Genomic DNA, 23,838 nt, shown 5'->3' on the forward strand with positions numbered 1-23,838 from the left:
TGCCGATGACGCGCCGCTGAGCGCCGCCGCCGAACTGCCGCGCCGCGCCGCGCTGGCGCACGCCGTCTACACGCCCGAGGTGCGGCATCCGGTGGAGGTTGGCGCCGACCAGCAGGCGCACCTGGTGGCCTGGCTGTCGAAACGCCTGGGCGCGCCGCTCAAGCCGCCGCAACTGGGCGCGCAGGGCTATCAGCTGGAGGGCGGCAGGCTGCTGCCGGGCCAGAGCGGTCCGGTGGCGCAATTCATGTACCGCGACGCGGCGGGCGCGCGCCTGACCTTGTATGTGTCAACCGAGCAGACGCACAACCACGACACCGGCTTCCGCTACGCGCAGGAAGGCGAGGTGGCGGTGTTTTATTGGATAGATGGACAATTCGGCTATGCCCTGTCCGGCAACCTGGACAAGGCGGCGCTGGCCAGCCTGGCCAACGCCGTGTACGCCCAGCTGGCGCCGGGCGCGTGACAATCTCACACCTTAGGCGCGGACCGGCTGGTTGATCTGGATCAGCCGCGAGCGCATGACGTCGGTGGCGGCAGGTCCCGGCGCGAACATATAGTCCTCGTCGTTGATGGCCAGGCCGCTGTTGGCGTCCACCAGCACCTGGTCGGCCGGCTTGCCGGTTTCGCGGCTCACCACCAGCAGGCTGGCCCCTTCCGGCGCCAAGTGGTCGTTGCCCCACGCAACGAAGGCCAGCAGCACCGGTTTGAAGTCGCGCCCCGCCTTGGTCAGCACGTATTCATAGCGCGGCGGACGGGCGCTGTACTGGCGGCGCTCCATCAGCCCGCCCTCGACCAGCCCGGCCAGGCGGCGGGTCAGCATGTTCGGGGCGATCTTCAGGCTCTTCTCGAATTCGTCAAACCGCGTCAGCCCGTAGAAGGCGTCACGCAGGATCAGGATACTCCACCACTCGCCTACTTTTCCCAGGCTGCGAGCAATCGGGCAAGGCATGCTGCCAAAGTCGGTATGTTTCATTTTGCTACTCCTCATGTAAGGTTTTCAACAAAAATCGTCAAATCGCGACGCGGTCAGACCGAGTGACTTGCATGTTCGATGCAAGAAAGTGTGACTTTTGTAGGTGATGGAACTGCTGTGACAATGTGTGTATTTTCAATCTTCAATTTCGTCTCCTTTTCTACCCACTGTTTTTGCTACTTTTCCCTATGAAAACCCCGGTATTTCGCCCTGCTTTTTTGCTTCATAAATGGCGCAAAAAATCTCACTCAAAACTCTCCAAAAATCACTTTATTTCCACACGTAAATTTCTGTGTAAAATGTGAACATTCGAGAGATTGTTTTTACGGGATAAAATTCTTCCTGTAGATCAACGACTCAACCTTGTTGGCTACCCCTGAACGTAGCCACCCAACAAGGCTGCGCACCTCAACAACGTGTGTGAAAAATGAAAACTTTTACTAAAGCATTTGCCATCGTTCTGTTTAGCCTGCCACTGCTGGCCAGCGCCGCCGGGAAAATCTCGACCGCGTCCATGCAAGTCAGCTTTGAGGTGAAAGAGTCCTGCAACGTGCAGACCTCGGCCGCTGCCGCCGCTGCCGCCACCAAGGCCACGCCAGCCGTCGCCTGCCAGCTGAAAAGCCCGTACGCCATGACCCGCACCCAGGCGGTCGCCGCCAACAGCACCACCTCCCAAGCCACCGCCATCCGCCAGGAAACCGCTGCCGGCGAATGGACCATCACCTTCTGACCGCCCTCCTGCTCAGAACTGCACCGTCGCGGTAATCGTGTCCTTGTAATCCCCCGGCGACGGCGTCGTCTGCGACGGCACCAGGCCGAACAAGGTTTGACTCCTGGTTGTACCATCTCCCGTTCCGCTCACAATCACCGTGCTGGCCGTGCCATCGCCCAGACTGGGCCCGTCCAGTGAACTGGACAGCTGATAGTTAATCACTTCCATCGAGGCCGCATTGAGCATCTTGCGCGCGCTCACCGTGCCGTTGCTGCCTCCCGAAAACGCAATCCTGTAGGCCGTATTGTTGCTGCACTGGACCGCCAGGTTGGCGGTGGTGCGCACCGCGCTGGTGAGCAGGCTGCTGTTGGGGAATGCCAGATTGCCGACATTGATGTTGCAGTCATTGATCACGGTCGCCCGCACCTGGAAGGGCATGGCCACCGAGGTGCCCAGCGTGCAGTCGCCCAGCCCGGTCAGGAAAAACATATAACGGAACAGCACGTTGCCGCCGGAGAAGTCCGAGGTGAAGGTCAGGTTGTCCGGCCCCACGTTCATGCTCGACAGCGCGGCGTCGGCGTTCAGCTTGGCATATAGATTGACGTCCTGCGACAGCGAGCCGACGCCGCCGGTCTTGTTGAAGGTGAAGGTGATCAGGTTGGCGGCGGTGGTGGTGCCGGCCCAGCCGCCCCACACCTTGGCGGCGGAATAGCTGGCGTCGGTGTAAATATTGTAGTTGACCGTCTTGGCGCCGTTGGCGATCTGGCGCGGCACCGTCACCATCGACGCACCGTTGCCCGACCCGTTGCCCAGGTACAGGCAGACGGTGGCGTTGGGGAACAGCAGCCCGGCGAGAAAGCTGGTCCAGGTGCAGGTGACCTTGAAGTTGGCGCTGGCGTAGACATCGGTGCTGCTGATCGAACTCACGGTGGGAAACACGATATCGCTTTGCGCCACCGAGCAGCTGTCGGCGCGCGCCTGCCCGCTGGCCAGCGCCAGCAGCAATCCCAGCAAGGCCAGGCAGTGGCGCAGGCTGATCATTGGACGCTCCGGCACACGAACGGTCCCATGGTGCCCATGGCGTTGCCCTTGACCGGCGCGTAGCTGAACTCGGCCACGCAGGTGACGCCGTTCACCGTGGCCTGCACGTGGTTGAGCGCCTGCAGGTGGTCGACAAAGGCCACGCCGTCGAAACCGACCACGCTGTCGCCGCCGCTTTCCAGGTGCCTGACCGGCGTGCCCACCGGCAGCGGTTTGCCATCGGCGTCGTTCAGCACCACGCTGGCGGCCTCGTAGGTCTCGACCGGGAAGCGCACCAGCACGCCGGACTGGCGCGCCGGCACCACTGTCTGGCTGCTGCTGGCGACGCGGGCGTCGAGCGGCAGGCGGGTGGTGTCGATGCCCAGCTGGTTCTGCAGATACGGGCTCAGATTCGGCACCAGCAGGTAGCCGCTGCCGCTGGTGCGGCCGATCACCTGGTTTTCCTGCAGCACCGGCACGCCCGAGACGCCGTCGGTGGACACCAGCGCGAAGCCGGCGCCGACCTGGCGCGCCGCGTGCACGCTGCCGTCCATCAGCACCAGCGCGCCGTTCAGGTCCAGCGAGGTGCTGCGGCTGCTGCCGGTGTCGAAGGTGTAGGCGGTGGCCTGGCCGTAGTTGCCCAGGTAGGTCAGCTGCGCCTGGCGCAGCGGCGCGCCGTTGGTGTTGACCGATTGCAGGCCCCAGCCGAAGCCGCCGCTGTAGTCGGCCGAGCGGGCCAAGGTCGTGGTGGTGCTGCGCACGTCGTTCTGGCGGCTGCGACTGATGTTGGCCGAGATCCGGTCGCCGAAGCTGCCGCTGACGCTGAAGAACACGCCGCGCGCCTTCTCGTCGCGCAGATCGCGGAAGGCGCTGACGCTCAGGTACAAGCCCAGGCCCAGCGTGGCCGAATAATTCAGCGCCATCACCCGCGCCGGCGCCACCAGCGGCACGCGCTGGCTGATCGCGCTGATGCCCACGCCCTGGCCGCCGAACAGCGCCAGGTTGAAGTTGATGCGGTCGCTGGCGCGCACCACCGGCGCGCCCTCCGCCGTGCCGAGGTCGCTGTAGTTGGCCGTGGCGCGCTGCGATTGCAGGTCCACGCTGAAACGCGTGCTCAGGTACTGATAGCCCAGCGCCGCCTGGCCGCCGCGGTGGTTGCTGGCGCCGCTGCCGCCGCCGCTGGCCGCCAGCGAGCCGGTCAGCACGCCGGCCTGGCCCATCCGCCACAGCATGCCGCCGCCGCCGTTGAGCACGCCGCGGCCGGCCTCGCCGTGCGCCTCCAGCGTGAAGGTGTCGCTCAGGCCGCGCCGCAACGAGGCGCTGACGGCCGGCGTGCGCGCATAGCTGAACGACTCGGTGGTGTAATTGCGCCGCAGCACGCCGAGCTCGATCGAGTAGTCGGTCAGGCCGGTGGCCAGCAGCCGCGTGTCGACGTACAGCGGCACCGTGGTGCTGACGGCGCGGCCGTTGGCGTCGCGCGTCACCAGCGTGGCCTGGCCGGCGCCGTTGATGCCGGCCACCTGGTTGATGACGAACGGCCCCGACGGCACCGCCGTGTCGACCTGGCGCACCCCGTCCACGTACAGGCTGACCGCGCTCGGCACCACCGCCGAACCGCCCAGCGTGGCGGCCGGGAAGGTCAGCAGGTCGGGCCGCAGGTCGAAGCTGCGGCGCCATTGCACGCCGCCCATGCGCAGCGACCGGGTCCAGGTCAGCGAGGACGAAATCAGGTCGCCCACCTGCCAGGTTTCCAGCGTGTCCGGATCGGAATGCACCCAGGCGCTGTCGAAGCGGACGAACTGGCGCAGCTGGTGGCTGTAGTTGAACACGCCGGTGCTGCTGAACACGCCGCCGGCGTTGAAGTAGCGCACCTCGTTGGAGATCGAGGTGCTGCGGTCCTGTCCCAGCCGCGTGTAGGCGTCGTAATTGATGATGGCGCCCGGCGTGACGGTGGCGGCGGCGGGCTTGCGCACCGTGCGCGCCGAATAGGCGATCGGCGCCCGCAGCGCATCGTCGACGCGCAGCGCGATGGCCTGGCGCGCCGGGTCGTAGGTGTAGCTCAGGCCCTTGATCTGGTCGAGGTCGAACTCCTGGCGGCCCTCGACCCCGAACAGCTTGGGCTCAAGGTCGAGGTCGCGCAGATTCTGCACGGCACTGCGCAGACCCGAGCTGCTGCCCCGGGTAAAACGCAATATCAGTCCTGTCGCTTCACCGTTCAAGCTTACCTCCAGAAAAAGCTCTTCGTCCTGCGGTGGCGGCGCCGCCGGCGTCTGCGCCAGCGCGCCGCCCATGACCAGCCACCACGCCAACAGCCACCACCAGGGGAACCGGCGCCGCATGCCGGCTTAGTCCACCCTGGCCACGGTACTGGCGCTGGTCGGGCGGGAATTGATGTTGGCCTTGACCGCCAACGTCCCGTTCAGATCGGCGTCGCCAGACGTGGGGAGGCGCCATTCGCGCACCTTACCCGCCAGCACGTAACCGAACAGGCCGGCGGCGATTTCAAACTGCTTGCCGGCCGCGTTGCTCAGTTCCAGCGCGCCGATCTGTGCGCGCTGGGTGCCGCTGTTGCGGACTCGCAACATCCAAAAACCATCCTTCTTGAACACCGCCCAGGCCAGCGCCGGCGCCGCGCGCTCGTCGGCCGGCAGCACGAACATCGGCACCGAATAGCGCAGCCGGATGTCGACGCCGCTGACGGGACCGTTCTCGTCCTTGGGAATCTCGTCGATCAGGATGCGGTAGGTCAGCTCGGCCGCCGGCAACTGCTCGCTGCGCCGCACCAGCCGGATGATCTGGCTGCTTTTCGGCGCGATCTGGATGATGGGCGGGCTGGCCACCACGTCCTGGGTCGGCGTCAGCACGTCGTCGCCGTCTTTCTGTTCCCAAAGGAAGACCCGCACCTGGCCGTAGACCGGCGCCTCGCCCATGTTCTGCATGGTGATGCCGGTGGCGCCCTGGCCGGCGCGCAGGTTGATCATCACCGGCGAGATCTGCAGGTTGGCCGCACGCACCGCCCCCGCCAGCGGCAAGGCCAGCCATACTGCCGCCATCAGTCCTGCGATCCGTGCGCGCGTCCCCGTCATTGCACCTCCGGTTGCTTACCATCAACACTCGATTCGATTATTAATGATCTAAAAAAAGCCTGCTTTTGAAGGAAGCGACAACTGTTTTGCAAGCGTAGAAAACTATCAAAAATATTTAAAAGATAGGCATAATACGCAACACGGAGTGATAAAACTTTATCAACGAAATTCCGGGGGACGCAATGCAAACCACCCTTGAAGGCAACCGAAGCAAGATCCTCATCGTGGACGATTCCGCGTTTGAGCAGCGCATGCTGGCAGATTTGCTGAGCGAGATGCCGTACAAAGTCTCGGTCGCTTTCAATGGCTTGCAGGGCTACCAGCTGGCGCTGGCCAATCGCCCCGACCTGATCCTGCTCGACGTGCGCATGCCGAATATGGACGGCTACACCGCCTGCCGCCTGCTGAAGGCCAATCCGGTGACGCAGGACATTCCGGTGATCTTCCTGAGCGGCGCCGACGCCGACGACGACCGCATCCTCGGCCTGTCGATCGGCGGCGTCGATTTCGTCTCCAAGCCGTTTTCGCCGGGCGAGCTGACGGCGCGCATCCAGGTGCACCTGAACCTGGCGCGGCGCCAGCACGCGCAGCCGCCGCCCGCCAGCGCCGAGCCGGCCGAGCCGGAAGCCGAAAGCGATCCGGACGCGGTGCTGGTCAACGCCGTCAAGCGCCTGATCGCCGACAACCTGGCGGCGCTGCCGGGCCTGGCGGAGATCGCGCGCAGCGTCGGCACCTACCGCGAGAAACTGTCGCAGGTGTTCCGCGAACAGACCGGCATGACGGTGTTCGGCTTTATCCGCGAGGAGCGCATCCGCCGCGGGGAAGAATTATTGAAGGACACCGATATCGACGTGCAGGACATCGCCCTGCTGATCGGCTTTAACAACGCCGGCAATTTCGCCACCGCCTTCCGCGAGCGCATGGGCGTCACGCCCACCGCCTACCGCCAGGCGATCCAGAAAAAATAATCAGACCGCCTGCGCCCGCATCTGGCGGCGCCAGAAGAACCACGAGGCCAGCGCGTTGAGCCAGTAGCCGGCGTACAGCGCGGCCGTCAGGTACAGGCCGCGGCTGGCGTACAGCGGCACCGAGACCGTGTTCACCAGCAGCCAGAACGGCCAGGTTTCCAGCCGCCGCCCCATCAGCAGCAACTGCGCCACCACGCTGAACATCAGCACGGCGGAATCGATGAAGGGCGCGTAGGCGTTGGTGTAGGCCTGCAGCATCAGGCCGTAGGCGGCGGTGGCGAGCACGCCGATGACGGCCATCCAGCCCAGCGCCGGCACGCGCGCGCGGGTGATCGGCAGCGGCGCGCCGCCGGCGCCGCGCAGCCATTGCAGCCAGCCGATCAGGCAGGTGACGATGAAGAACAGTTGCAGCGCGACGTCGGCGTACAGGTTGACGCTGTAGAACAGCGCGGCAAACATCGCGCAGCCGACCACGCCCAGCCACCATGAATGGATGCTGTTGCGTCCCGACAGCACGATGGAAACGGCCATGACGGCGTTGGCGGCGATTTCCAGTGGTGAGATCAACAGCAATCCTTGCAGTTAGTTGTGGCACTCCGGCGGCAGCACGCGGGCGGGAATGTCGCCGCCGGCGCATTGCCAGACGACGCGCTTATTCTCGTCCACCCGGGGCGTGAACGCAATAGCCTTGCCGCGATAGTTGAGGTCGGATGGATAGACGCGCACCATGCCGTTGCCCGGATCGACGCTGATGTCCTGCACCGCGTGGTTCGGATCGTCCATCGCGTAGCCGGCCGCCTCCAGCGTGGCCGGGCCGCGGCCGTTGGCGTAGAAATAGCGCTCCACCGCCGCCGTCGCCTCGTGGCCGACGTTGATCGCCTGCGCCATGCGCGCCTTGACGAGGTAATCCTGGTAGACCGGAATCGCCACCGCCGCCAGCACGCCGACCAGCGCGATCACGCCCAGCACCGAGCCGGCGCCGCCGACGCCCAGGCGCGGCACGCACAGCGCCAGCAGGTAGGCCAGGCCATGGCGGCCCGGCTGCGTCACCTCGTTGCCCTGCGCCAGTGCGCGCACCACCGCCATGCGCTTGACCAGCCACGGATAATCGCCGACCAGTTCGTGGAACGACATCCAGAAACCGCCGCTCTGCTGCGCCTGCGCCGTGTACTGGCCGACGCTGAGCTGGCGCCAGCGCTTGCCGCCGGCCGCCAGCGCGGCCAGGCCGACCTGCGCGCTTTTCAGGTCGTCGCAAGCGTGGAAGCCATGGCGGTCGCAGGTGTATTCGCGGGCGCGCGCGTAGGCCGGTCCCAGCAGCGGCAGCCAGGCCGCCGGCGCCAGCAGCGCCGACCAGCGCAGGTGGTGCTGGCGGATGTGGCCGATCTCGTGGCCGATGTAGAAGTTGATCGCGTCCGGCCGCTCTTCCAGCGCGTCGACCACGTCGGAATACAGCACGATGAAGTGACGGCCGAGGAAGCGCGTGGCGAAGGCGTTGAACACGCCGCCCATCTGCAGCAGATAGGCTTCCGGCGCCTGCTCCAGGCCCAGGCGCTGGCAGCAGGCCTCGATGCGCTGGTGCAGGTCGGGGAACTGCGCCGCCGTGATCTGCACCGCCGTGCCGCGCAGGTAGGACACCAGCGCCGACTGCGCGAAGCAGTAGCTGATGAAGAACAGCAGCCCCCACAGCAAGGCCATGCCCACCGTGCCGACCACCAGCAGCGCCCAGATCAGGAGCGAGACGGCCAGCATGATGCCGAACAGCGTCTTTTCATTCTTGTACACCAAATTCATACAGCTCCCGGCCCGATAAAAGTTTCCCGAAAGCTATTTTACGCGTTGATTTACAAGAAATGCAACTCTTTATGACAATGAAATTTGTAACTCCGCGATATTGATCGGTTTCACCAGGTGGGCGGCGAAGCCGGCCTGGCGGCTGCGCGTCTTGTCGTTCTCCTGGCCGTAGCCGGACAGCGCCACCAGCTTGAGCGCGTCGCCGCCCGGCAGCTTGCGCAGGTGGCCGGCCAGTTCGAAGCCGTCCATGCCGGGCAGGCCGATGTCGAGGATGGCCACGTCCTGCATGCCGGCGGCGGCCAGCGCGATCGCCTGCACCGGATCGTAGGCCACCTCGGGCCGGTAGCCGAGCGCGCCGAGCAGTTCACTGAGCGAATCGGCGGCGTCCTGGTTGTCGTCCACCACCAGCACGCGCAGGCCGGCGCCCTGCTCCGGCGCCGGCGCGCTGTGGGCAAGGCTTGCCGGCGGCGCGGTCTCGGCCGCCACCGAATCGGGCAGCGTGATGGTGAAGGTACTGCCGCGTCCTGCGCCGGCGCTGTAGGCGCTGACTTCGCCGCCATGCATCTGCACCAGGTTGCGCACCAGCGCCAGGCCGATGCCGAGGCCGCCCTTGGCGCGGTCCAGCTGGCGGTTGCCCTGCACGAACAGGTCGAAGATGTGCGGCAGCAGCTGCGCAGGAATGCCGTTGCCGTCGTCGGTGACCTGGATCTGCACCGTGCTCCCCTTGATGCGCGTGGCCAGCGTGACATGGCCGCCGGCCGGCGTGTAGCGCGCCGCGTTGCTCAACAGGTTGGACACCACCTGCGCCAGCCGCGCCGGATCGCCATGCCAGCGCACGGTGGGCACGTCGACCAGCAGCCGGTGCTGCTTCTGTTCCAGCAGCGGGCTGGCCATTTCGATGGCCTTGTTCAGCACATCGGCCAGCGGCACGGTTTCCTTGCGCAGCTCGACCTTGCCGCTGGCGATGCGCGACACGTCGAGCAAATCGTCCACCAGCCGCACCAGGTGGTCGACCTGGCGCTGGATCACCTCCTGCTCGTGCACGGTTTCGCTGTTGCTGCCGCTGCGCAGCTTCATCAGCTTGAGCGCGGTGACGATCGGCGCCAGCGGATTGCGCAGCTCGTGGCCCAGCATGGCCAGGAATTCATCCTTGATGCGCGACGACAGATTCAGGTCGGTGTTCAGGCGGTCGCTCTCGGCCATCGCCTGCGCCAGCGCGCGGTCGCTTTGCAGCCGGCTCAGGGTGGCGCACACGGTGGCGGTGAACTGTTCCAGGAACTGGCGGTAGGCGCCGTCCAGCGGCAGCCGCGGCGACAGCCGGAACGACAGCGCCAGCTCGTCGCACAATTGCAGCTCGGCGCCGCGGATGGTCAGCAGGTCGGCCGGCGGATGGGCCATCGCCTCCTCGCCGATCAGCAGCACCACTTCCAGCAGGTCGCCGGGATTGTCGGACGCCGCGTGCACCACGGCGGCTCGCACCTCGTCCTCGCTGCGGCAGCCCAGCAGGCGGCGCGCCAGCAGATCGAGCGCGTGGCGGCGGCGCTCGGCCAGCACCTTGTCGGTGGTTTCGGTGCACACCACCAGCACGCCGCCGACCTGGTCCTGCTCGTCGAACACGGGGGTGTAGGTATAGCTCCAGAACACATCCTCGATGCGGCCGTTGCGCCAGATCGGCACCAGGCTGTCGGCATACCAGCGCGCTTCGCGGCCGTGGCGCACGGCGTCGATCTGCGGCCCGATGATGGGCCAGATCTCCGGCCAGCATGCGCGCCCGCCCTGCCCCAGCGCCGCCGGATGCTTGCCGACGCCGAAGCACGGCACATAGGCATCGTTGTAGATCTGTATCAGCTCCTCGCCCCACCACAGGAACATCGGCTGCACCGAGTGCATGACGATGCTGACCGCCGCGCGCAGCGAGCCGGGCCAGCCGGCGATCGGCCCCAGCGGGGTGTTGTCCCAATCGTAGGCCTGCACGCGGTCACGCATGGGCGTTCCCGCGCCTATGCAGCGCGGCAGGCATGCGGCGGCGTCGGGAAAGGACGTAAGGGACTGAGCCAACATAAATGCTTCCGAATCAGAAAGCCAAAGTGTAGCAACTGTACCGTTCGGTGGCGCACAATAGACCTTTCCGTCACGGCAATTGCAGGCCGTCGAGATACGGCTTGAGTTCGGGCCGTTTCAGCGCCGTATCCAGCTCGCGCAGCATGCGTTCGTGCTCCTCGATGAAGTAGGGATAGAAGAACTCGCCGATGAAGAAGTTGCGCGCCACCGTGCCTTCCAGCGACTGGTCCCAGTTCGGCTGCGAACGCTGGATCTGCACCATGCGCCCCGGCTGGAAGTTGCGGAAGGTGATGGCCGGTTCCTTGCCGTTGATCATGATGGTGTTCTTCAGCGCCAGCGCCAGCTTGACCCGCGCCAGGTCGCTCTGGTCCTGGATCAGGATGGTGAAGCGGGTGCCCGACGATGGGTGGTTGAGCTCCCACAGCTTGCGGCGCCAGGCATCGCGGTCCGGGCAGTCGATCATGCTGATCTCGGGCACCGGCTCGGCAAACATGTCGGTGGCGTCGTGCTCGGTGCCGGCCAGCGGATGGTAGGTCAACGCCAGCGCCTTGCCCTTGTTGCGCGCGAAGAAACTCAGCGGGTCCTTGCCATCGCCCAGGCTGGCCATCAGCCCGCCCAGCGACTGCGGGTGGAAATCATCGCCGCGCAAGCCTTCGAAGAACACCATGCGGTTGATGTCGAGGTTGTCACCGCCCTCCTTGTGGCGCATCAGCAGGCGGTCGATCAGCCCGGAGACGAAGATGAACTCGGCCGGCACATGGTCGCCGTCAAACGCCGAGAACGGCAGTTGCTGCGCCAGGCCCGGCTGCCGCTGGATCACCTGCTTGACCACCTGCTGGTAGCGGGTGAAGCGCGGATTGCCGAGGATGAACTGGGCATCGACGATGTCCTCGGCCTGGATGCGGAAATGCTCGCGCATCAGCGTGGTGTCGGTCAGGTCGAAGCGGCCGTCGTCCTTCGGATACTGCGACTTGGTCTGGCGCACGTCCTCGGTCACCACCGACGGCGTCAGCACCACGATCACCTCGCGCTTGTTCTCTTCCTTGCCTTCGTGGCCGAACAGCTTGCCCAGCACCGGCAACTCGCCCAGGCCCGGCACCTTGTCGCTGCTGCTGCTGGCGTCGCGGCTGACCAGGCCGCCGATAATCAGCGGCATGTTGTCGCGGATGCGCGCATAGGTCTGCACGCGACGGGTGGAAATCGTCGGCGCCGAGGCCAGCACCGCGTTGGTGGTGGAATCGAGCACCTTCAGGTCCTGGTTCGGCACCGAGGCCGAGACGCTGGCGTCGATCAGCATGCTGACCTCGCTGCCGTCCTGGTTGATGCGTGGCCGCACGTTGAGCAGGATGCCGGTCGGGATGTACTGGAAACTGAACGACACCCGCCCGCCGCCCGAGCCGTTGCCGGAGTCGATGCTGGTGGCGATCGGAATGTCGGTGCCGATGCGGATGGTGGCCTGGCGGTTGTCGATGGTCATCACGCTGGGGCGCGACAGCACTTCGGCGCGGTTGGTTTCCACCAGCGCATTGATGCGGTTCAGCACCTCGATCGGATTGACGGCCTGCAGCGAATTCTGGCTGGCCGTCAGCGCCGAGCCGCCGCGCGGCACCGCCGCCAGCGTGCCCAGCGTCAGGCCATAGGCGCCGCGCTTGCCCGACCACTGCACGCCGAGGTCGCGCAGGGTGTCGCTGTTAATCTCCAGCACCAGCCCCTCGATGTACACCTGGCGCGCCGGCCGGTCGATGGTGGTTTCCACCAGGTGCTTCAGATGCTGGAACTGCTCCGGCGAGTCCGGGTGGTACAGCACCAGCAGTTCATGGATGCCGTTGGCCACCGTCTGCGACAGGTCGGAGGCGGCGTTCGGCAGGATGTTGGTCATGCCCAGCTGGTCGCGCTGCACCTGGGCGTTATTGCCTTCCACGCCGCCGACCAGGCCCAGCTCCTTGCGTTCCGGATTGGGCATGCGGATCACCAGCGGCAGCTTGTCCATGCCGATGCTCTTCGGCAGGCTTTTGAGCGACTTGAACTTGGAGGTCGCCTGGTCCTGGGCGCCGTAGCCGCCGCCGGTGAAGCCGACGCTGGTGCTGGCCCCGGTGCCGGTGGTGGGACTGACGCCGCCGGTCCAGTTGCCGCCGGTGGCGCCGCCCACCGGGCCGTAACCCGGCACTTCGGCCACGTCGGGGCTGCTGAGTTCATCGGCCAGCGGGGAATTCTCGTCGGTGATGGCGGAGTAGCCCATGGCGCGCAGCGCGAACAGGGCGTCGTCGGCATCGATGTAGCTGAGATGGATGATCTGCGAATCCAGCTCGCGCAGGCGCAGGTTGGAGCGGGTCTGGCCGCGCTCCTCCAGCACCTTGCGCAAGCCCTCGTCGAACTGGCCCATGTTGGCGCCGTCGATCCACAACTGCGGCACGCGGCGCGCCATGTTGACATAGCCGATGCGCAGCGCCGGCACCAGCGGCGCCTGCTCGGTCGCCAGATTGATCAGGCCCTTGACGGGTTCCGGCACCGGCGGCGCCGACAGCGGGCTGCCGCTGCCGGCCATGCGGTACAGGCTCTGATTGGTTTCGAAATAAGCCACCAGGTCGCCGATCAGTTCGCGGATCTGCGCTTCCGGGATGCGCGCCAGCGGTATCAGGCGGCCGCTGCTGCCGAGCGCCGGGCCGTGGGCCGACGCGGCCGCTGCGGTCTCGGGCGGCGCAGCGGCCTGCGGCGTTGTCATATCGACCGGCAGCACGGTCATCGGCGTCTGCGCGTGGGCCGGCAAGGCAACGATCAGAATGCAGCAAAGCGTCCGGGCCCAGGGGCGCAGACGCTTTTGTAGAGGAAAAGCCATAGTCATGTTCACATCGCGGTAAAAATCCAGCCGGCATGTGCCGGCTGGCGGTGCAGCTTTAGTTACAACCGAGGATCACCTTGATCGGATTGAGGATCTTCGACCAGATGCTCTTCGACGGACGGGTCGAGATGAAATCCCAGACATAGCCACGGTCGTTGAACATCGAGGTACCGGCGCGGTACACCAGGTTGTGGTCGCTTTGCAGATGGACGTAGTAGTCGCCTGGTGGCTGCTCCGGTCCCGAGCAGCCGACAAAGCCCTTGTTATTGCTTGGATTGGTGCCCTTGTAGGTGCACAGGCGACCATCTTTTTGCATGGTCACAAAATAGCTTTCCGGGATGCCCGGCTGGTTGAAGCCGGTATGCACGTCGGCATAGTTGCCGTTGGTTGGCGGATTCGATCCCGGTTTACGATGGTAGACCGCGAAGTCGGCGTTGGCCTGCATCACCGCGATGAACCCGCCGCTGCGCGAAATCAGGTACTCGCCGACACCCAGCCAGTCGCCGGCGCGCATGGTTTCCTTGCCGTTGGCCGACTGCGGCGCCTGGCTGTTGGAAATATTGTTCGGCTTGTAGCCGGCCGCCGCGCCTTTGAGCAGATAGTGCTCGGTGATGTGCACCACATTCATCAGCAGGCCGCCGTTGCAGTTGCTGCTGCCGCGTGGAATGCTCATGTCCGGATCGGAGCACACTTCCGGATTCTTGGTGTAGTAGTAGCTGACGTCGAAGTAGGCCAGCGCCGGGCTGGCGAACAAGCCTTTGTCCGCCATGCCGGTGACGAACGGATCGGCATTGAACTGCCCCGGCGATGCCACATAGTGGTGAATATATCCGGCGTTGTCGTCGCCATACAGCTCGGCCAGGTAGGGGTAGCGCATCTTCAACGCGGCAATGCTGATTTCCGGTGCCGGGTCGCGGCCTTCGCGCGCGCCGAACTTGACATAGTGGTCCCAGGCCGCGGCGGCGTTGCTACCGAACGCTTCCTGCAGATCCGGATATTTCAGCACATAAAAGTCCGGCTTGAAAAACTTCTGGATCTCGGCCAGCGGTGCTTCTTTCTTGATCATGAAGTCGACGCCTTCGACACCCGGGAATAGCAGCGCCTTGCCCTCGGTCTGGCGCAGGTTCAGCGTCTGGCCCTTGTAGCGCACCGCCACCGCAACGCGCTTGAGTTTGTTGGCTGCCGGATCGCCGCCGAAGAACTCGTTCATATTGGACGGCACGTAGACATTGCCGCTGACCATGCCCTTGCGGACCTTGTCCAGCGCCACGGTGCCGTTGCCGGTGCTGCCGCCTTCCACGCCATACCAGGCGCCCAGCACCTCCACCGGCGAGTCGACCGGCGCCAGCAGATAGGTCTGGCCGGCGACACCAGGGAAGATCAGGTTCTTGCCCTCCTCCTGGCGCAGGTTGTAGGTGCGGCCCTGATACAGCACCTGTACCGCCAGCACCTTCTTGACGCCGAAGTACGGGTCGCCGCCGAACAGCACGTTCATATTCGACGGCACCTGCAGGATGCCGTTGCTGATGCTGCCGCGCAGCCGGTCGATGATCGGCACGTTGTTGACCATGGCGGTGTTCCTGGTCTCGGTGCCGTACCAGGCGGCCATCACCTGCAGCGGCGGCGACTGCGCCAGCGCGGCACGGCCGCCCAGCATCAGTACCAGCAGCGCCAGAAGACGGAACAGGGAATAACGGTTGTAGATGCTGTTGATCATGGCGTCACCTTGTCGCAGGTCGGGTATGTGAAGTTGGAAGCCATCGTCGCCAGGCCGGTCGGATCGACCAGGCCGGCAATGCGCATCGATGCCTGGGCGATTTCTTCCGGCGTTACCGCATCAGCCAGCTGTGCACTGGCGGAGGCGTAGGTGGCGGCTCCCATCGTGGCCTGCATTTGCGCCTTGTACTGCTCCATCAGTTTCTTCAGGTCGGCGACGGCCTTGGCCAGCGCGCCCGAGTTCTCCGCCGGCTTGGTGGCGGCGGATACGCCCAGCGTCGACACCAGTTTGGCAATGTCCTTGGCGGCCGACACCACGCCCCAGACCTGGTTGCCGATCACGGCGGCGCACTTGCCGACGCCGCCGTTGCCCGTGCCTGGCGCGCAACCGGCGCCGCAATCGGTCCAGCCGGCCGGACAGGTGCCCCAGCATACCGGGCCGATGCCTGAGAAGTTGGGCTTGCAGCGCGGGTAGCACAGGCCGCTGCTGTTTTCCTTGTCGCTGTCGCACACCGATGGCGCCAGGCCGATGCCACGGTCATAGGTGTCGCGGATCAGGTCCAGGTAGGTGCCATTCCAGCCGGACGGTTTGCTGACCGGCGTCAGGCCGCAGATCAGGCCGGCGTTGGTGTAACCGCTCGGGCAGCTGGTCGAGGCAGCGCAGACATTCACCGAGGCCGGCACCAGCAGCGCCTTGTCGATGTGGCAGAACAGACCGGTGTTGACATAGCCCGGCGGGCAGGTGCGCAGGCACATGGTGACCGCGCCCTGGTAGCCCTCTTTGCACGGCGTGTAGCACATGCCGACTTCCTTGGCACGGTCGGAGTTGCAGCTAGGCGGGATGGTGCCGACGCCGCGACCATAGCTGGCCTTCCAGCAAAAGTCCGGCCCGGCGAGGGCCGTCAGCGGCAAGATGACCATCATCATTGCCAGCAACGGCGCGAGCGCCGTCAGCATAAATCGTTTGAACATGGCGGTTCCGATTGAAAGTGTTGTTGTAGGAAACTGCGGAGAGACTGCTTGGACTGCTTACTGAGACAGCGAGGCTTGATGCTGCTGTTCCTTGCGTACCTTGGCCACCATCTGGCGCAGACCTTCGAGGTCCAGCGCGCCCGGCGCCACGGTGTTGCCGACGACGAAGCCCGGCGTGCCGTTGATGCCCAACGGCGAACTCATGGCCACGTTCTTCTCCAGCTCGGCATTGATCTGTGCGTCGTTCATGTCGGCGCGCAGGCGCTCGACGTCCAGCCCGTGCTGGGCGGCCAGCGCCATGATGGCCGGCTCGGCCAGCGAATCGGCGGCGAACAGCGCGTCATGGAAGTCCTGGTATTTGCCCTGGCGGTTGGCGGCCAGCGCGGCGCGCGCGGCGACGATCGAATCCGGTCCCAGGATCGGTAACTGCTTGTAGATCAGGCGAACCTTGGGATCGCTGGCCAGCAGTTCCTTGATGGCCGGCGCCACGCGCTTGCAGTAGCCGCAGTGGTAATCGAAGAATTCCACCACCGTGACATCGCCGGCCGGATTGCCACCCACCGGCGAAGACGATACCGACAGTAAATCGCTGCTCATCATTTCGACGGCGGCGGACGCCTGCTTCTGCGCCTGCTCCAGATCCTGGCGTTGCAGCAGCATGCTGGCTTCGCGCAGGATGCCGGGATTTTTCAGCAGGTAGTCGTGGACGATGGCTTCCACCTGGTCCGGCGTCAAGGCGGGTGCCTTGGCTGGCTTGGCGGGTGCGGCGGCGTGAGCGGTCAGGCTGAATGCGGACGCAATCAGGCCGCTGCAAAGTGCGCGCTGGATGAAATTCATGGTGTCGCTTCCTGGAGGGAGAAAGCGCGAATGATATTTGCGGAATGGAAATGTGTATGTAGCACAAACGTGCTACACCACTATGCGGCGCTGCGCATTTGTGGCGCGGCACCAACGCCGGCAGGCAGCGTTGGTGTTACATCTCGGTGTTCAGTGCTCGCGCCAGTTGTCGAGATTGTGCGGCTCGGCCAGCGGCGCGCCGTTGCGCTCGGCGCGGAAACGGGCCGAGGCGGCATACACCGCACGGCGCACGCGCATGATGGAGCCGATCGGCCGGAACGCGGCGATGCAGTGCCACGGATTGAACTGCATGCCGTCGTCCACCAGCACCGACAGGCCGTGCGTCCAGCCAGCCTGCGGTTCGGCCTTGATGCGCGCCACCGCCACCCACGGCGCCGTCCACTCCACCGTGGAATCTTCGATCGGCATCTCGGCCAGGTCGGTGCACAGCTGCACGCGCAGTTCCCACTCGGCGCTGTGTTCGGTCATGAAGTCGACCACCGCGCCGCGCAGGCCGTTGGGCTTGTGGTCCAGGTCGACCGGCTTGTCCTTCAGCGCCTGCAGTTCCGGCGACACCGGCGCCAGCGACAGCTTGGCCATGTAGCGGCCGTAAAGGATGGGCGCGGCGGAGAAGAAAGTCTCGCCGAGAAGATGCGTTTCCGGATGGCCGCCCAGGCCCTTGATGGCGGCGCTCTCGCCGCCCACCGCTTCCACCACTTTTTCCACGCCGCGCAGCGCGGCCGACAGCGCCTTCTTCAGGCCCGGCGCCTTGTCGGTGGTGGACGCCAGCAGCTTGACGCTGCCGAGGAACTGCTTGGCGCTCGGCGCCTGGAAGGTCGGCCCGTTGACCATGACGAAATCCTGGGTGGTGTCGCCGACGCCATCCGGCAACCGTTCGCCCGGCACGCCGATGACCTTGACCGCCATGCCGCGCGGCGTCGACACCTTGTCGTCGAGCAGATCACCCGGCGTGGTCGACAGCCGCATCACCACCGGCCAGGCGCCGCCGGGATGGCCGAACAGGCCCTGGGCATAATCCGGCGGCACATTGTCCAGAACGCGCAGCTCGCCGCGCAGCAGGCCGTGGCTCTTGGCGTGCACGCCGCGCGGCGCGTGGCCGGTGTCCTTATCGACGGTGTCGGCGATGCCGTGCATGGCATCGGTCAGGCCGGCGATGGTGTCGGCCTCGCCCTCCTCCGGCACTTCATAGGACGGGTCGTAGGGCAGCGGCTGCACTAAATGTCTGGTAGGGAAGTCCATGATGACCCTCGGCGGTTGGCTCCCGCCATCATGGCTGCCGGCGCGCCGCGCGTCTGTGGCGTGTCGCACCTAGCAATGAAATCACACGCGCTGCACCATCCACACGATGGCCATCACCGCCGACATCAGCGCGGCAGCCTGCCGCACCAGGTGATACGATGGGCGGCGCGCCAGCAGTATCAGCAGCGGCGCAGCAACCAGGATGACCGCCATCTGCATCGCTTCGATGCCGAGGTTGAAAGCGAGGATACCCGTCACCAGCCGCGCACCGTTCAATTGCAGCTCGCGGATGGCCGATGCGAACGCCAGACCATGCACCAGCCCAAAGCCGAAGGCGATCCAGCCCTCACGGCGCGGGAAGACCGGCCGCCACGCATGCAGCGCCGAAAACAGGATCGACAAGGCGATCGCAAATTCCACAGGCTGCTCCGGCAGCCGTACCGTGCCCAACGCACCCAGCATCAGCGTGACCGAGTGGCCCAGCGTGAACGCCGTCACCACCTTCAGCAAATAAACCAGCAGATGGCGCGTGCCGCCGAAGCCGGCCCACCTGCCATCCTTGACCAGCAGCGCGGCCGGCAGCAAAAGCGTCAGCAGGAACAGCAGGTGATCGGTGCCTTCGGCGATATGTTCGACGCCAAGCCGGAACAGGTCGGCACAGCCGCTCCACCAACGCGGATCGGCGCCCTGCACTGGCAGGCTGCGCTGCCCGTAGTGCAGGGTGCCCAGCACGCGCGATGGTGCATCCGGCGCGCTGCGCAGCGCCACCACGGTGAGATGGCTTTGCACCTGGTGCGAAATGGCGTCGTCGGCGAAGGTGAAGCGGTCCAGCGGCGCGCCTGCCGGCGGACGCAGCGTCATCGCCGCCACCACGTCCGCCGGCTGCCGCGACAGCAGCCAGTGTACCTGCTCGACCTTGACCACCCATGCCCTTCCGTCCGGTGCGACCGGGCGAATGTGGGCGGCCAGGTAAGCCGCCATCTGCGCCTCGGTCGCGTGCGCGGCGCCGGGCAGCGCCAGCGCCAGTTCATCGAGCGGCAGCACCAGTTCCGCGCGGATGCTGTCCTGCCGGCTCTCCAGCAGCACCTCCGACTGCGGCGAAGGATGCGCCCACGCCGCCATCGCCCACATCAGCGCGCAGGCGGCGATCAGGCGGCTCATCTTAGAAGCTGCCGCCATAGTCGTTGGTCTTGTCGCGCCAGATGGTGTGGTAGTGCACGTCGGTGCCGTAGACGATGCCCTGCTGGACCACGAACTCGATCCACACGCGCGGACCGTCGATGCGGATGTAGGAACGCTGCGCCTCCAGCGGCGACGAAACCGAATTCGGATACGCGCTGAAGTCGGCCTTCACGCCGTTCTGGCCGACGCCGTAACCAACGTAGGTATTGGCCAGCGCATCATCGGCCAGGTAGGCGCCCAGCAGCGTGCTGGCCACATCGGAAGCCTGCGTGTTCACCCAGGCCTCGATCGCCGTCCGCACATACGACTGCTGTTTCGCGTTCATCGCCGAGTACTGCAAGCCACGGCCGCTGGTCGGATACACCAGCGATTTGAAATTGCCGTCGCTGTTGCCGGATGCGCCCATGACCACGTCGGTGAAGGTGCCGGTCAGCTTGGCCGCTGCCGAGGTGCTGCTGTCGGCGTAAATGGCTTCAGCCAGGTCGTAGACGGCGGCGCGCTGCTTCTCCATCGGCGCGTGCGCCTTGCCAGCACTGGCGGCGTTGCTGGTGACCGTTACCGTGCCGTCGGCGGCGACGGTCCAGTTGGGCGGCTCGACGCCGACGAAATTCGGCGTCGCACTGACCTTGCCGGTATTGTAGGTGATGTTGTAGGCCAGATGATGGCCGGCGATCTGCAAGATCCACGGCGAGGTGGCCGACGGCGTGCCGACGAAAGCGATTGAATACAGATCGGCGCCGTAGTCCAGCGCCAGCCCGGTGCCTCCTGCGCCAGCGCCCGGATCGGTGCCGGCCGGCGGCACGCCCGTACCATCAGCTGGCGGCGTGAACGTGCCGTCCGGCGGCGTGGTGCCGGTTCCCGGCATGCCAGTCCCGCCACCGCCACCACCCGCTCCTGCACCGCCGCCCGCCGCCATGCCACCGGCCAGCACCTGGTCCGCCGCGCGCAATTCATTCAGCAGCGTGATGCCGGTCGCACTGAGCGCCTTGGCGATGACCACATTGGCGGCAGCCAGCTGCGCCGCAGTCAGCGTTGTCGTGTTCAGGCGCAGGCCATGGCGGGCGCCCGGAAGATTGGTCCACTGGTTGGCGTTGGCAAGCGCGTAATCGAACAGCACCGTGGTGGCCGATGTCGCCGAAGTGGCGACCGTCTTCTGATCGGCAGCCAGTGTGGCGAGGAAGGCGTTGGCCGCGTTTACCACAGCCGGCGTGTTGGCGCCGGCGCTGATCACATTCACCTTCAGCGCGACGCTCGTACTGGTTGCGGCGCCGGCGGTATTGGTCACCACCACCTTGTAGTCGCCAGCGCTGTTGGCGTTGGTCGTGGTGATTTTGTAGAGGCGATCGGTGGCGCCGGCGATCGCCACGTCATTGCGATACCACTGGTAAGACAGGCTGACGCCATTCGCCGCCACCCACAAGGTCGCGCCGGCGCCGGCGTTGACGGTCTGCGCCACCGGCTGCACATTGATGGCCGGCGCCGTCACCGACGACGACACCGCGATCGTCGCCGCCGTGGACGTCACCGTGCCGGCGGTATTGGTCACCGCCACCGTGTAGCTGCCCGCCGCCGATGCGGAATAGGCTGGATGCGTCGCGCCATCGATGGCGGTGCCGTCCTTGTACCATTGGTAGCCCATCTCCAGGCCGTCCGCCGTGACCGACAAGGTCTGGCTGGTGCCGGTCAGGATAGTGGCGCCGGACGGCTGCGCGGTGATCACCGGCGCGCTGCTGACGGTGATCACCGCATTGGCGCTGGTGACCGAGCCGTCGGACGACGTCACCACCACATAATATGTGCCGGCGTCGGTCGCGGTGTAGGTGGCGGCGGTGGCGCCGTTGATCGCCGCGCCGGCCAGATACCATTGATACGTCAGGCTGCTGCCGCTGGCCACCACCGACAGCACGCTGTTGGAACCCGCCACGATCGTCGCCGATGCCGGCTGCAAGGTGATCGATGGCGCGCTGGCGCTGCTGGCGGCCGTCGTCGACGACGAAGACGACGAATCCGAACCGCCGCTGCACGCCGATAACAGCAGCGACAGCGAAGTGGCGTAGACGGCAAGCGCCCGGCGGGATGTATGCATGGTGACTGGCTCCGAAATGAAAGAAAGCCAACTTTATCCACGCCGCCAGGGGCGTAGGTGATACTTATTTTCGTTTTTCCCCGATTTACGCTGTTTAACAGTTGACCGTTGCACCGCCACGACGAGAGCGGCGCCAGCGGCGGCGCGCCAAACATGCTATTGTTGCCGGCTTTTTGCCACCGTTTCGCCCCTCCTCCATGCACTCCGAACCGATTTCCGATACTCCCCTCATCATCGCGCCGCGTGGCGCCGGCATGGCCAACCTGGCGCTGGCCATCGGCGGCCTGGCCATCGGCACCGGCGAATTCGCCTCGATGACCATTCTGCCCGTGGTGGCGGGCGACCTGCACGCCAGCCTGCCCGACATGGGCCACATGATCAGCGCCTACGCGCTCGGCGTGGTGTTCGGCGCGCCGCTGATCACCATCTTCCTGGCGCGCATGCCGCGCCGCGCGATGCTGATCATGCTGATGTCGCTGTACGCGGTGGGCAACCTGCTGAGCGCGGCGGCGCCGGGCTACGCCTCGCTGATCCTGGCGCGCTTCATCGCCGGCATTCCGCACGGCGCCTACTTCGGCGTGGCGGCGCTGGTGGCCGCCTCGATGGCGGTGCCGGAGAAACGCGCGCAAGCGGTGTCGCGCGTGCTGATGGGACTGACCATCGCCAACATCTTCGGCGTGCCGCTGGCGACCTGGCTGAGCCAGGGCTTCGGCTGGCGCTCGACCTTCCTGGTGGTCGGCGTGCTGGGCGTGACCACGGCGCTGATGGTGCGCCGCTACGTGCCGTGGATCGCTCCCGGCGACGCCAGTCCGCAGCGCGAGCTGGGCGTGTTCCGCCGTTTGCAGGTGTGGGTGACGCTGCTGATGGTGTCGGTCGGCTTCGGCGGCCTGTTCGCGGTCTACACCTATGTGACACCGACCTTGCTGGAAGTGACCAAGGTGTCGCCGGCGCTGGTGCCGGTGCTGCTGGCCATGATGGGCGTCGGCATGACGGTGGGGAATGTGGTGGGCGGCTGGTTTGCCGACCGCTCGCGCCTGTGGACCATCTTCGGTGCGCTGGTGTGGAATGCGGCGGCGCTGGCGGCGTTCTACTACACCAGCAGCAATGTGTGGGCGGTGGCCTTGAACCTGTTCGCCATCGGCTGCGGCATCGCCGTGTGTCCCGCCGTGCAGACGCGCCTGATGGACGTGGCGGGCGATGCGCAGACGGTGGCGGCAGCGCTCAACCACTCCGCCTTCAACTGCGCCAACGCCGCCGGCGCCTGGTGCGGCGGCCTGGCGATCGCCCACGGCATGAGCCTGCAGTCGACCGGCCCGGTGGGCGCCATGCTGGCCCTGGGCGGCATCGTGGTGCTGGGCGTATCGGTGTTGCTGGAGCAGCGCCAGCCGGCTCAAGCGATGGTCAGCGTTTAGCCACGGCACTGCGCCACTCGGCCTGATCTGTGTCAATGTGCGTGCCTTGCAATCGTCGGAGAAACGCACATACTGTTCGAATGAACTCTCTCGACACCCTGCATTACTACAAGCGCCTGGAAGCGGTCCGTGTACCGCGACGGCAGGCGGAGGTACATGCACAAGTTTTAGCTGAGGTGATGAGCCAGGTCGCTACAAAAGACGATGTGATGACATTAAAAACATGGGTGGAGCTATATGTGAAAGAGCAAACCCAGCAGTTAAAGTCGGATCTCTTGAAGTGGTTCTTCGCCATCTCCATCGCGCAGGCCAGCCTGATCATCACCGTGCTACGATATCTTCCGCACTGAAAGTCGAAAGGTGAATCAGCATGACCACGCAACGTACCGTCAAAATCCCCGGCCCGGATCATCCGATCATCATTGAAGCCAGCGGCGGCCGCGTGCGCGTCCTCGTCGCCGGGCGGCTGGTGGCGGACAGCGTCAACGCGCTGACGCTGCGCGAAGCGGCTTATCCGCAGGTGTACTACCTGCCGCGCTCGGAGGTGAACATGGAGCTGCTACAACGCAGCGACCACGCCACCTACTGCCCCTACAAGGGGGAATGCAGCTACTACAGCATTCCTTCCGGCGGCGAGCGCGCCATCAACGCCGTGTGGACCTACGAAGAGCCTTACACGGCGGTGGCGACCATCAGGGATCACCTGGCGTTTTATCCGGACCGGGTCGACGAGATCATCATCCGTTGAGTGACACTCAAAATGAGACCGAAATGAGAGATTTTCAATTACTTAGCAGCAGACTTGTCTGTTAAATTGAGACTAACTGCCAGAGTAACTGAGATTTCTCGCAATCTTGTCACCAAAAATGAGATTACTCGACCTGCTCACTTTTACGGCAAGGTCCAGTAACCCTGAGTTCAGT

At 65.4% G+C, this 23,838-nt stretch carries 21 protein-coding genes; 7 read left to right on the forward strand and 14 right to left on the reverse strand.

The features are described 5' to 3' along the window. The coding region (locus tag GJ695_RS29585) for an anti-sigma factor family protein (RefSeq protein ID WP_166455393.1) at positions 1 to 463 on the forward strand (463 nt) is incomplete at its 5' end. A gap of 12 nt (positions 464 to 475) precedes the next feature. On the opposite strand, the gene GJ695_RS08615 is transcribed toward GJ695_RS29585, so the two are convergent. Next, a complete protein-coding gene (locus GJ695_RS08615) occupies positions 476 to 973 on the reverse strand; it encodes a winged helix-turn-helix transcriptional regulator (protein ID WP_154363844.1) in 498 nt (165 codons plus the stop codon). Positions 974 to 1,400: 427 nt separating this feature from the next. Between GJ695_RS08615 and GJ695_RS08620 the strand changes: the two genes are divergently transcribed. Beyond that, on the forward strand, positions 1,401 to 1,703 hold the full coding sequence (locus tag GJ695_RS08620) for a hypothetical protein (RefSeq protein WP_154363846.1): 303 nt from the start codon (positions 1,401 to 1,403) through the stop codon (positions 1,701 to 1,703). Positions 1,704 to 1,715: 12 nt separating this feature from the next. Here the strand turns inward: GJ695_RS08620 and GJ695_RS08625 are convergent, their stop codons facing one another. Genes GJ695_RS08625 through GJ695_RS08635 form a run of 3 tightly spaced genes read right to left on the reverse strand, consistent with a single transcriptional unit; the run spans position 1,716 to position 5,791 of the window. Beyond that, positions 1,716 to 2,726 (reverse strand): Csu type fimbrial protein, encoded by a 1,011-nt coding sequence (locus GJ695_RS08625; RefSeq protein WP_154363849.1) that lies wholly within the window; start codon positions 2,724 to 2,726, stop codon positions 1,716 to 1,718. Then, complete coding sequence (locus GJ695_RS08630) at positions 2,723 to 5,044, reverse strand: fimbria/pilus outer membrane usher protein (protein ID WP_154363851.1); 2,322 nt, start codon at positions 5,042 to 5,044, stop codon at positions 2,723 to 2,725. Before GJ695_RS08630 ends, GJ695_RS08625 begins: the two co-directional genes overlap by 4 nt. Positions 5,045 to 5,050: 6 nt before the next feature. Then, the gene (locus tag GJ695_RS08635; protein WP_229261288.1) at positions 5,051 to 5,791 is read right to left on the reverse strand and encodes a fimbrial biogenesis chaperone; all 741 of its coding nucleotides are present in this window, start codon (positions 5,789 to 5,791) and stop codon (positions 5,051 to 5,053) included. A 182-nt stretch (positions 5,792 to 5,973) separates the two neighbouring features. Here GJ695_RS08635 and GJ695_RS08640 point away from each other — a divergent pair, with 182 nt between their 5' ends. Next, positions 5,974 to 6,759, forward strand: a complete 786-nt coding sequence (locus tag GJ695_RS08640; RefSeq protein WP_154363854.1) for a response regulator transcription factor — start codon at positions 5,974 to 5,976, stop codon at positions 6,757 to 6,759. On the opposite strand, the gene pnuC is transcribed toward GJ695_RS08640, so the two are convergent. The 10 genes from pnuC to GJ695_RS08690 form a co-directional block, all read right to left on the reverse strand. Then, positions 6,760 to 7,326, reverse strand: coding sequence for a nicotinamide riboside transporter PnuC (gene pnuC / locus GJ695_RS08645; RefSeq protein ID WP_154363856.1), 567 nt, complete (start codon positions 7,324 to 7,326; stop codon positions 6,760 to 6,762). 15 nt (positions 7,327 to 7,341) lie between these two features. Next, positions 7,342 to 8,550: a M48 family metalloprotease gene (locus GJ695_RS08650; protein ID WP_154363858.1), complete on the reverse strand. Its 1,209-nt coding sequence runs from the start codon at positions 8,548 to 8,550 to the stop codon at positions 7,342 to 7,344. A 69-nt stretch (positions 8,551 to 8,619) separates the two neighbouring features. Beyond that, positions 8,620 to 10,536: a hybrid sensor histidine kinase/response regulator gene (locus GJ695_RS08655; RefSeq protein WP_166455100.1), complete on the reverse strand. Its 1,917-nt coding sequence runs from the start codon at positions 10,534 to 10,536 to the stop codon at positions 8,620 to 8,622. A gap of 145 nt (positions 10,537 to 10,681) precedes the next feature. Further along, complete coding sequence (locus GJ695_RS08660; RefSeq protein ID WP_166455099.1) at positions 10,682 to 13,378, reverse strand: type II secretion system protein GspD; 2,697 nt, start codon at positions 13,376 to 13,378, stop codon at positions 10,682 to 10,684. A 127-nt stretch (positions 13,379 to 13,505) separates the two neighbouring features. Further along, positions 13,506 to 15,167 (reverse strand): hypothetical protein, encoded by a 1,662-nt coding sequence (locus GJ695_RS08665; RefSeq protein ID WP_154363863.1) that lies wholly within the window; start codon positions 15,165 to 15,167, stop codon positions 13,506 to 13,508. Next, positions 15,164 to 16,138: a hypothetical protein gene (locus GJ695_RS08670; protein ID WP_154363864.1), complete on the reverse strand. Its 975-nt coding sequence runs from the start codon at positions 16,136 to 16,138 to the stop codon at positions 15,164 to 15,166. The genes GJ695_RS08665 and GJ695_RS08670 overlap by 4 nt, the downstream gene beginning before the upstream one ends. 57 nt (positions 16,139 to 16,195) lie before the next feature. After that, positions 16,196 to 16,975: a DsbA family protein gene (locus tag GJ695_RS08675; RefSeq protein WP_154363866.1), complete on the reverse strand. Its 780-nt coding sequence runs from the start codon at positions 16,973 to 16,975 to the stop codon at positions 16,196 to 16,198. 150 nt (positions 16,976 to 17,125) lie between these two features. Continuing rightward, positions 17,126 to 18,235 carry a catalase family protein gene (locus GJ695_RS08680; protein WP_154363867.1) on the reverse strand — a complete coding sequence of 370 codons (1,110 nt, stop codon included), beginning with the start codon at positions 18,233 to 18,235 and terminating at the stop codon, positions 17,126 to 17,128. A gap of 81 nt (positions 18,236 to 18,316) precedes the next feature. Further along, positions 18,317 to 19,396, reverse strand: a complete 1,080-nt coding sequence (locus GJ695_RS08685; protein WP_166455098.1) for a HupE/UreJ family protein — start codon at positions 19,394 to 19,396, stop codon at positions 18,317 to 18,319. Position 19,397: 1 nt separating this feature from the next. Continuing rightward, positions 19,398 to 21,341, reverse strand: a complete 1,944-nt coding sequence (locus tag GJ695_RS08690; RefSeq protein WP_154363871.1) for a DUF3500 domain-containing protein — start codon at positions 21,339 to 21,341, stop codon at positions 19,398 to 19,400. On the opposite strand from GJ695_RS08690, the gene GJ695_RS08695 reads away from it, so the two are divergent. From GJ695_RS08695 to GJ695_RS08710, 4 genes are all read left to right on the forward strand, one after another. Continuing rightward, the gene (locus tag GJ695_RS08695) at positions 21,328 to 21,474 is read left to right on the forward strand and encodes a hypothetical protein (protein ID WP_154363873.1); all 147 of its coding nucleotides are present in this window, start codon (positions 21,328 to 21,330) and stop codon (positions 21,472 to 21,474) included. The two genes, GJ695_RS08690 and GJ695_RS08695, sit on opposite strands and share 14 nt — an antisense overlap. A 226-nt stretch (positions 21,475 to 21,700) precedes the next feature. After that, on the forward strand, positions 21,701 to 22,915 hold the full coding sequence (locus GJ695_RS08700) for an MFS transporter (protein WP_154363875.1): 1,215 nt from the start codon (positions 21,701 to 21,703) through the stop codon (positions 22,913 to 22,915). 80 nt (positions 22,916 to 22,995) lie between these two features. Then, complete coding sequence (locus GJ695_RS08705) at positions 22,996 to 23,265, forward strand: hypothetical protein (RefSeq protein ID WP_154363877.1); 270 nt, start codon at positions 22,996 to 22,998, stop codon at positions 23,263 to 23,265. Between the two features lie 20 nt (positions 23,266 to 23,285). After that, positions 23,286 to 23,663 (forward strand): DUF427 domain-containing protein, encoded by a 378-nt coding sequence (locus tag GJ695_RS08710; RefSeq protein WP_154363879.1) that lies wholly within the window; start codon positions 23,286 to 23,288, stop codon positions 23,661 to 23,663. The last annotated feature ends 175 nt before the right edge of the window (positions 23,664 to 23,838 follow it).

It is taken from the genome of Duganella alba (genome assembly GCF_009674495.1).
GTDB classification, from domain to species: Bacteria; Pseudomonadota; Gammaproteobacteria; order Burkholderiales; family Burkholderiaceae_D; genus Rugamonas; species Rugamonas alba.

Coding starts and splice junctions, on each gene's coding strand:
- GJ695_RS08650 (WP_154363858.1), bottom strand. CDS start 8,550: ATGAATTTGGTGTACAAGAATGAAAAGACGCTGTTCGGCATCATGCTG.
- GJ695_RS08625 (WP_154363849.1), bottom strand. CDS start 2,726: ATGATCAGCCTGCGCCACTGCCTGGCCTTGCTGGGATTGCTGCTGGCG.
- GJ695_RS08665 (WP_154363863.1), bottom strand. CDS start 15,167: ATGATCAACAGCATCTACAACCGTTATTCCCTGTTCCGTCTTCTGGCG.
- GJ695_RS08635 (WP_229261288.1), bottom strand. CDS start 5,791: ATGACGGGGACGCGCGCACGGATCGCAGGACTGATGGCGGCAGTATGG.
- GJ695_RS08705 (WP_154363877.1), top strand. CDS start 22,996: ATGAACTCTCTCGACACCCTGCATTACTACAAGCGCCTGGAAGCGGTC.
- GJ695_RS08655 (WP_166455100.1), bottom strand. CDS start 10,536: ATGCGTGACCGCGTGCAGGCCTACGATTGGGACAACACCCCGCTGGGG.
- GJ695_RS08710 (WP_154363879.1), top strand. CDS start 23,286: ATGACCACGCAACGTACCGTCAAAATCCCCGGCCCGGATCATCCGATC.
- GJ695_RS08615 (WP_154363844.1), bottom strand. CDS start 973: ATGAAACATACCGACTTTGGCAGCATGCCTTGCCCGATTGCTCGCAGC.
- GJ695_RS08680 (WP_154363867.1), bottom strand. CDS start 18,235: ATGGACTTCCCTACCAGACATTTAGTGCAGCCGCTGCCCTACGACCCG.
- GJ695_RS08700 (WP_154363875.1), top strand. CDS start 21,701: ATGCACTCCGAACCGATTTCCGATACTCCCCTCATCATCGCGCCGCGT.
- GJ695_RS08685 (WP_166455098.1), bottom strand. CDS start 19,396: ATGAGCCGCCTGATCGCCGCCTGCGCGCTGATGTGGGCGATGGCGGCG.
- GJ695_RS08620 (WP_154363846.1), top strand. CDS start 1,401: ATGAAAACTTTTACTAAAGCATTTGCCATCGTTCTGTTTAGCCTGCCA.
- GJ695_RS08630 (WP_154363851.1), bottom strand. CDS start 5,044: ATGCGGCGCCGGTTCCCCTGGTGGTGGCTGTTGGCGTGGTGGCTGGTC.
- GJ695_RS08675 (WP_154363866.1), bottom strand. CDS start 16,975: ATGAATTTCATCCAGCGCGCACTTTGCAGCGGCCTGATTGCGTCCGCA.
- GJ695_RS08640 (WP_154363854.1), top strand. CDS start 5,974: ATGCAAACCACCCTTGAAGGCAACCGAAGCAAGATCCTCATCGTGGAC.
- GJ695_RS08670 (WP_154363864.1), bottom strand. CDS start 16,138: ATGTTCAAACGATTTATGCTGACGGCGCTCGCGCCGTTGCTGGCAATG.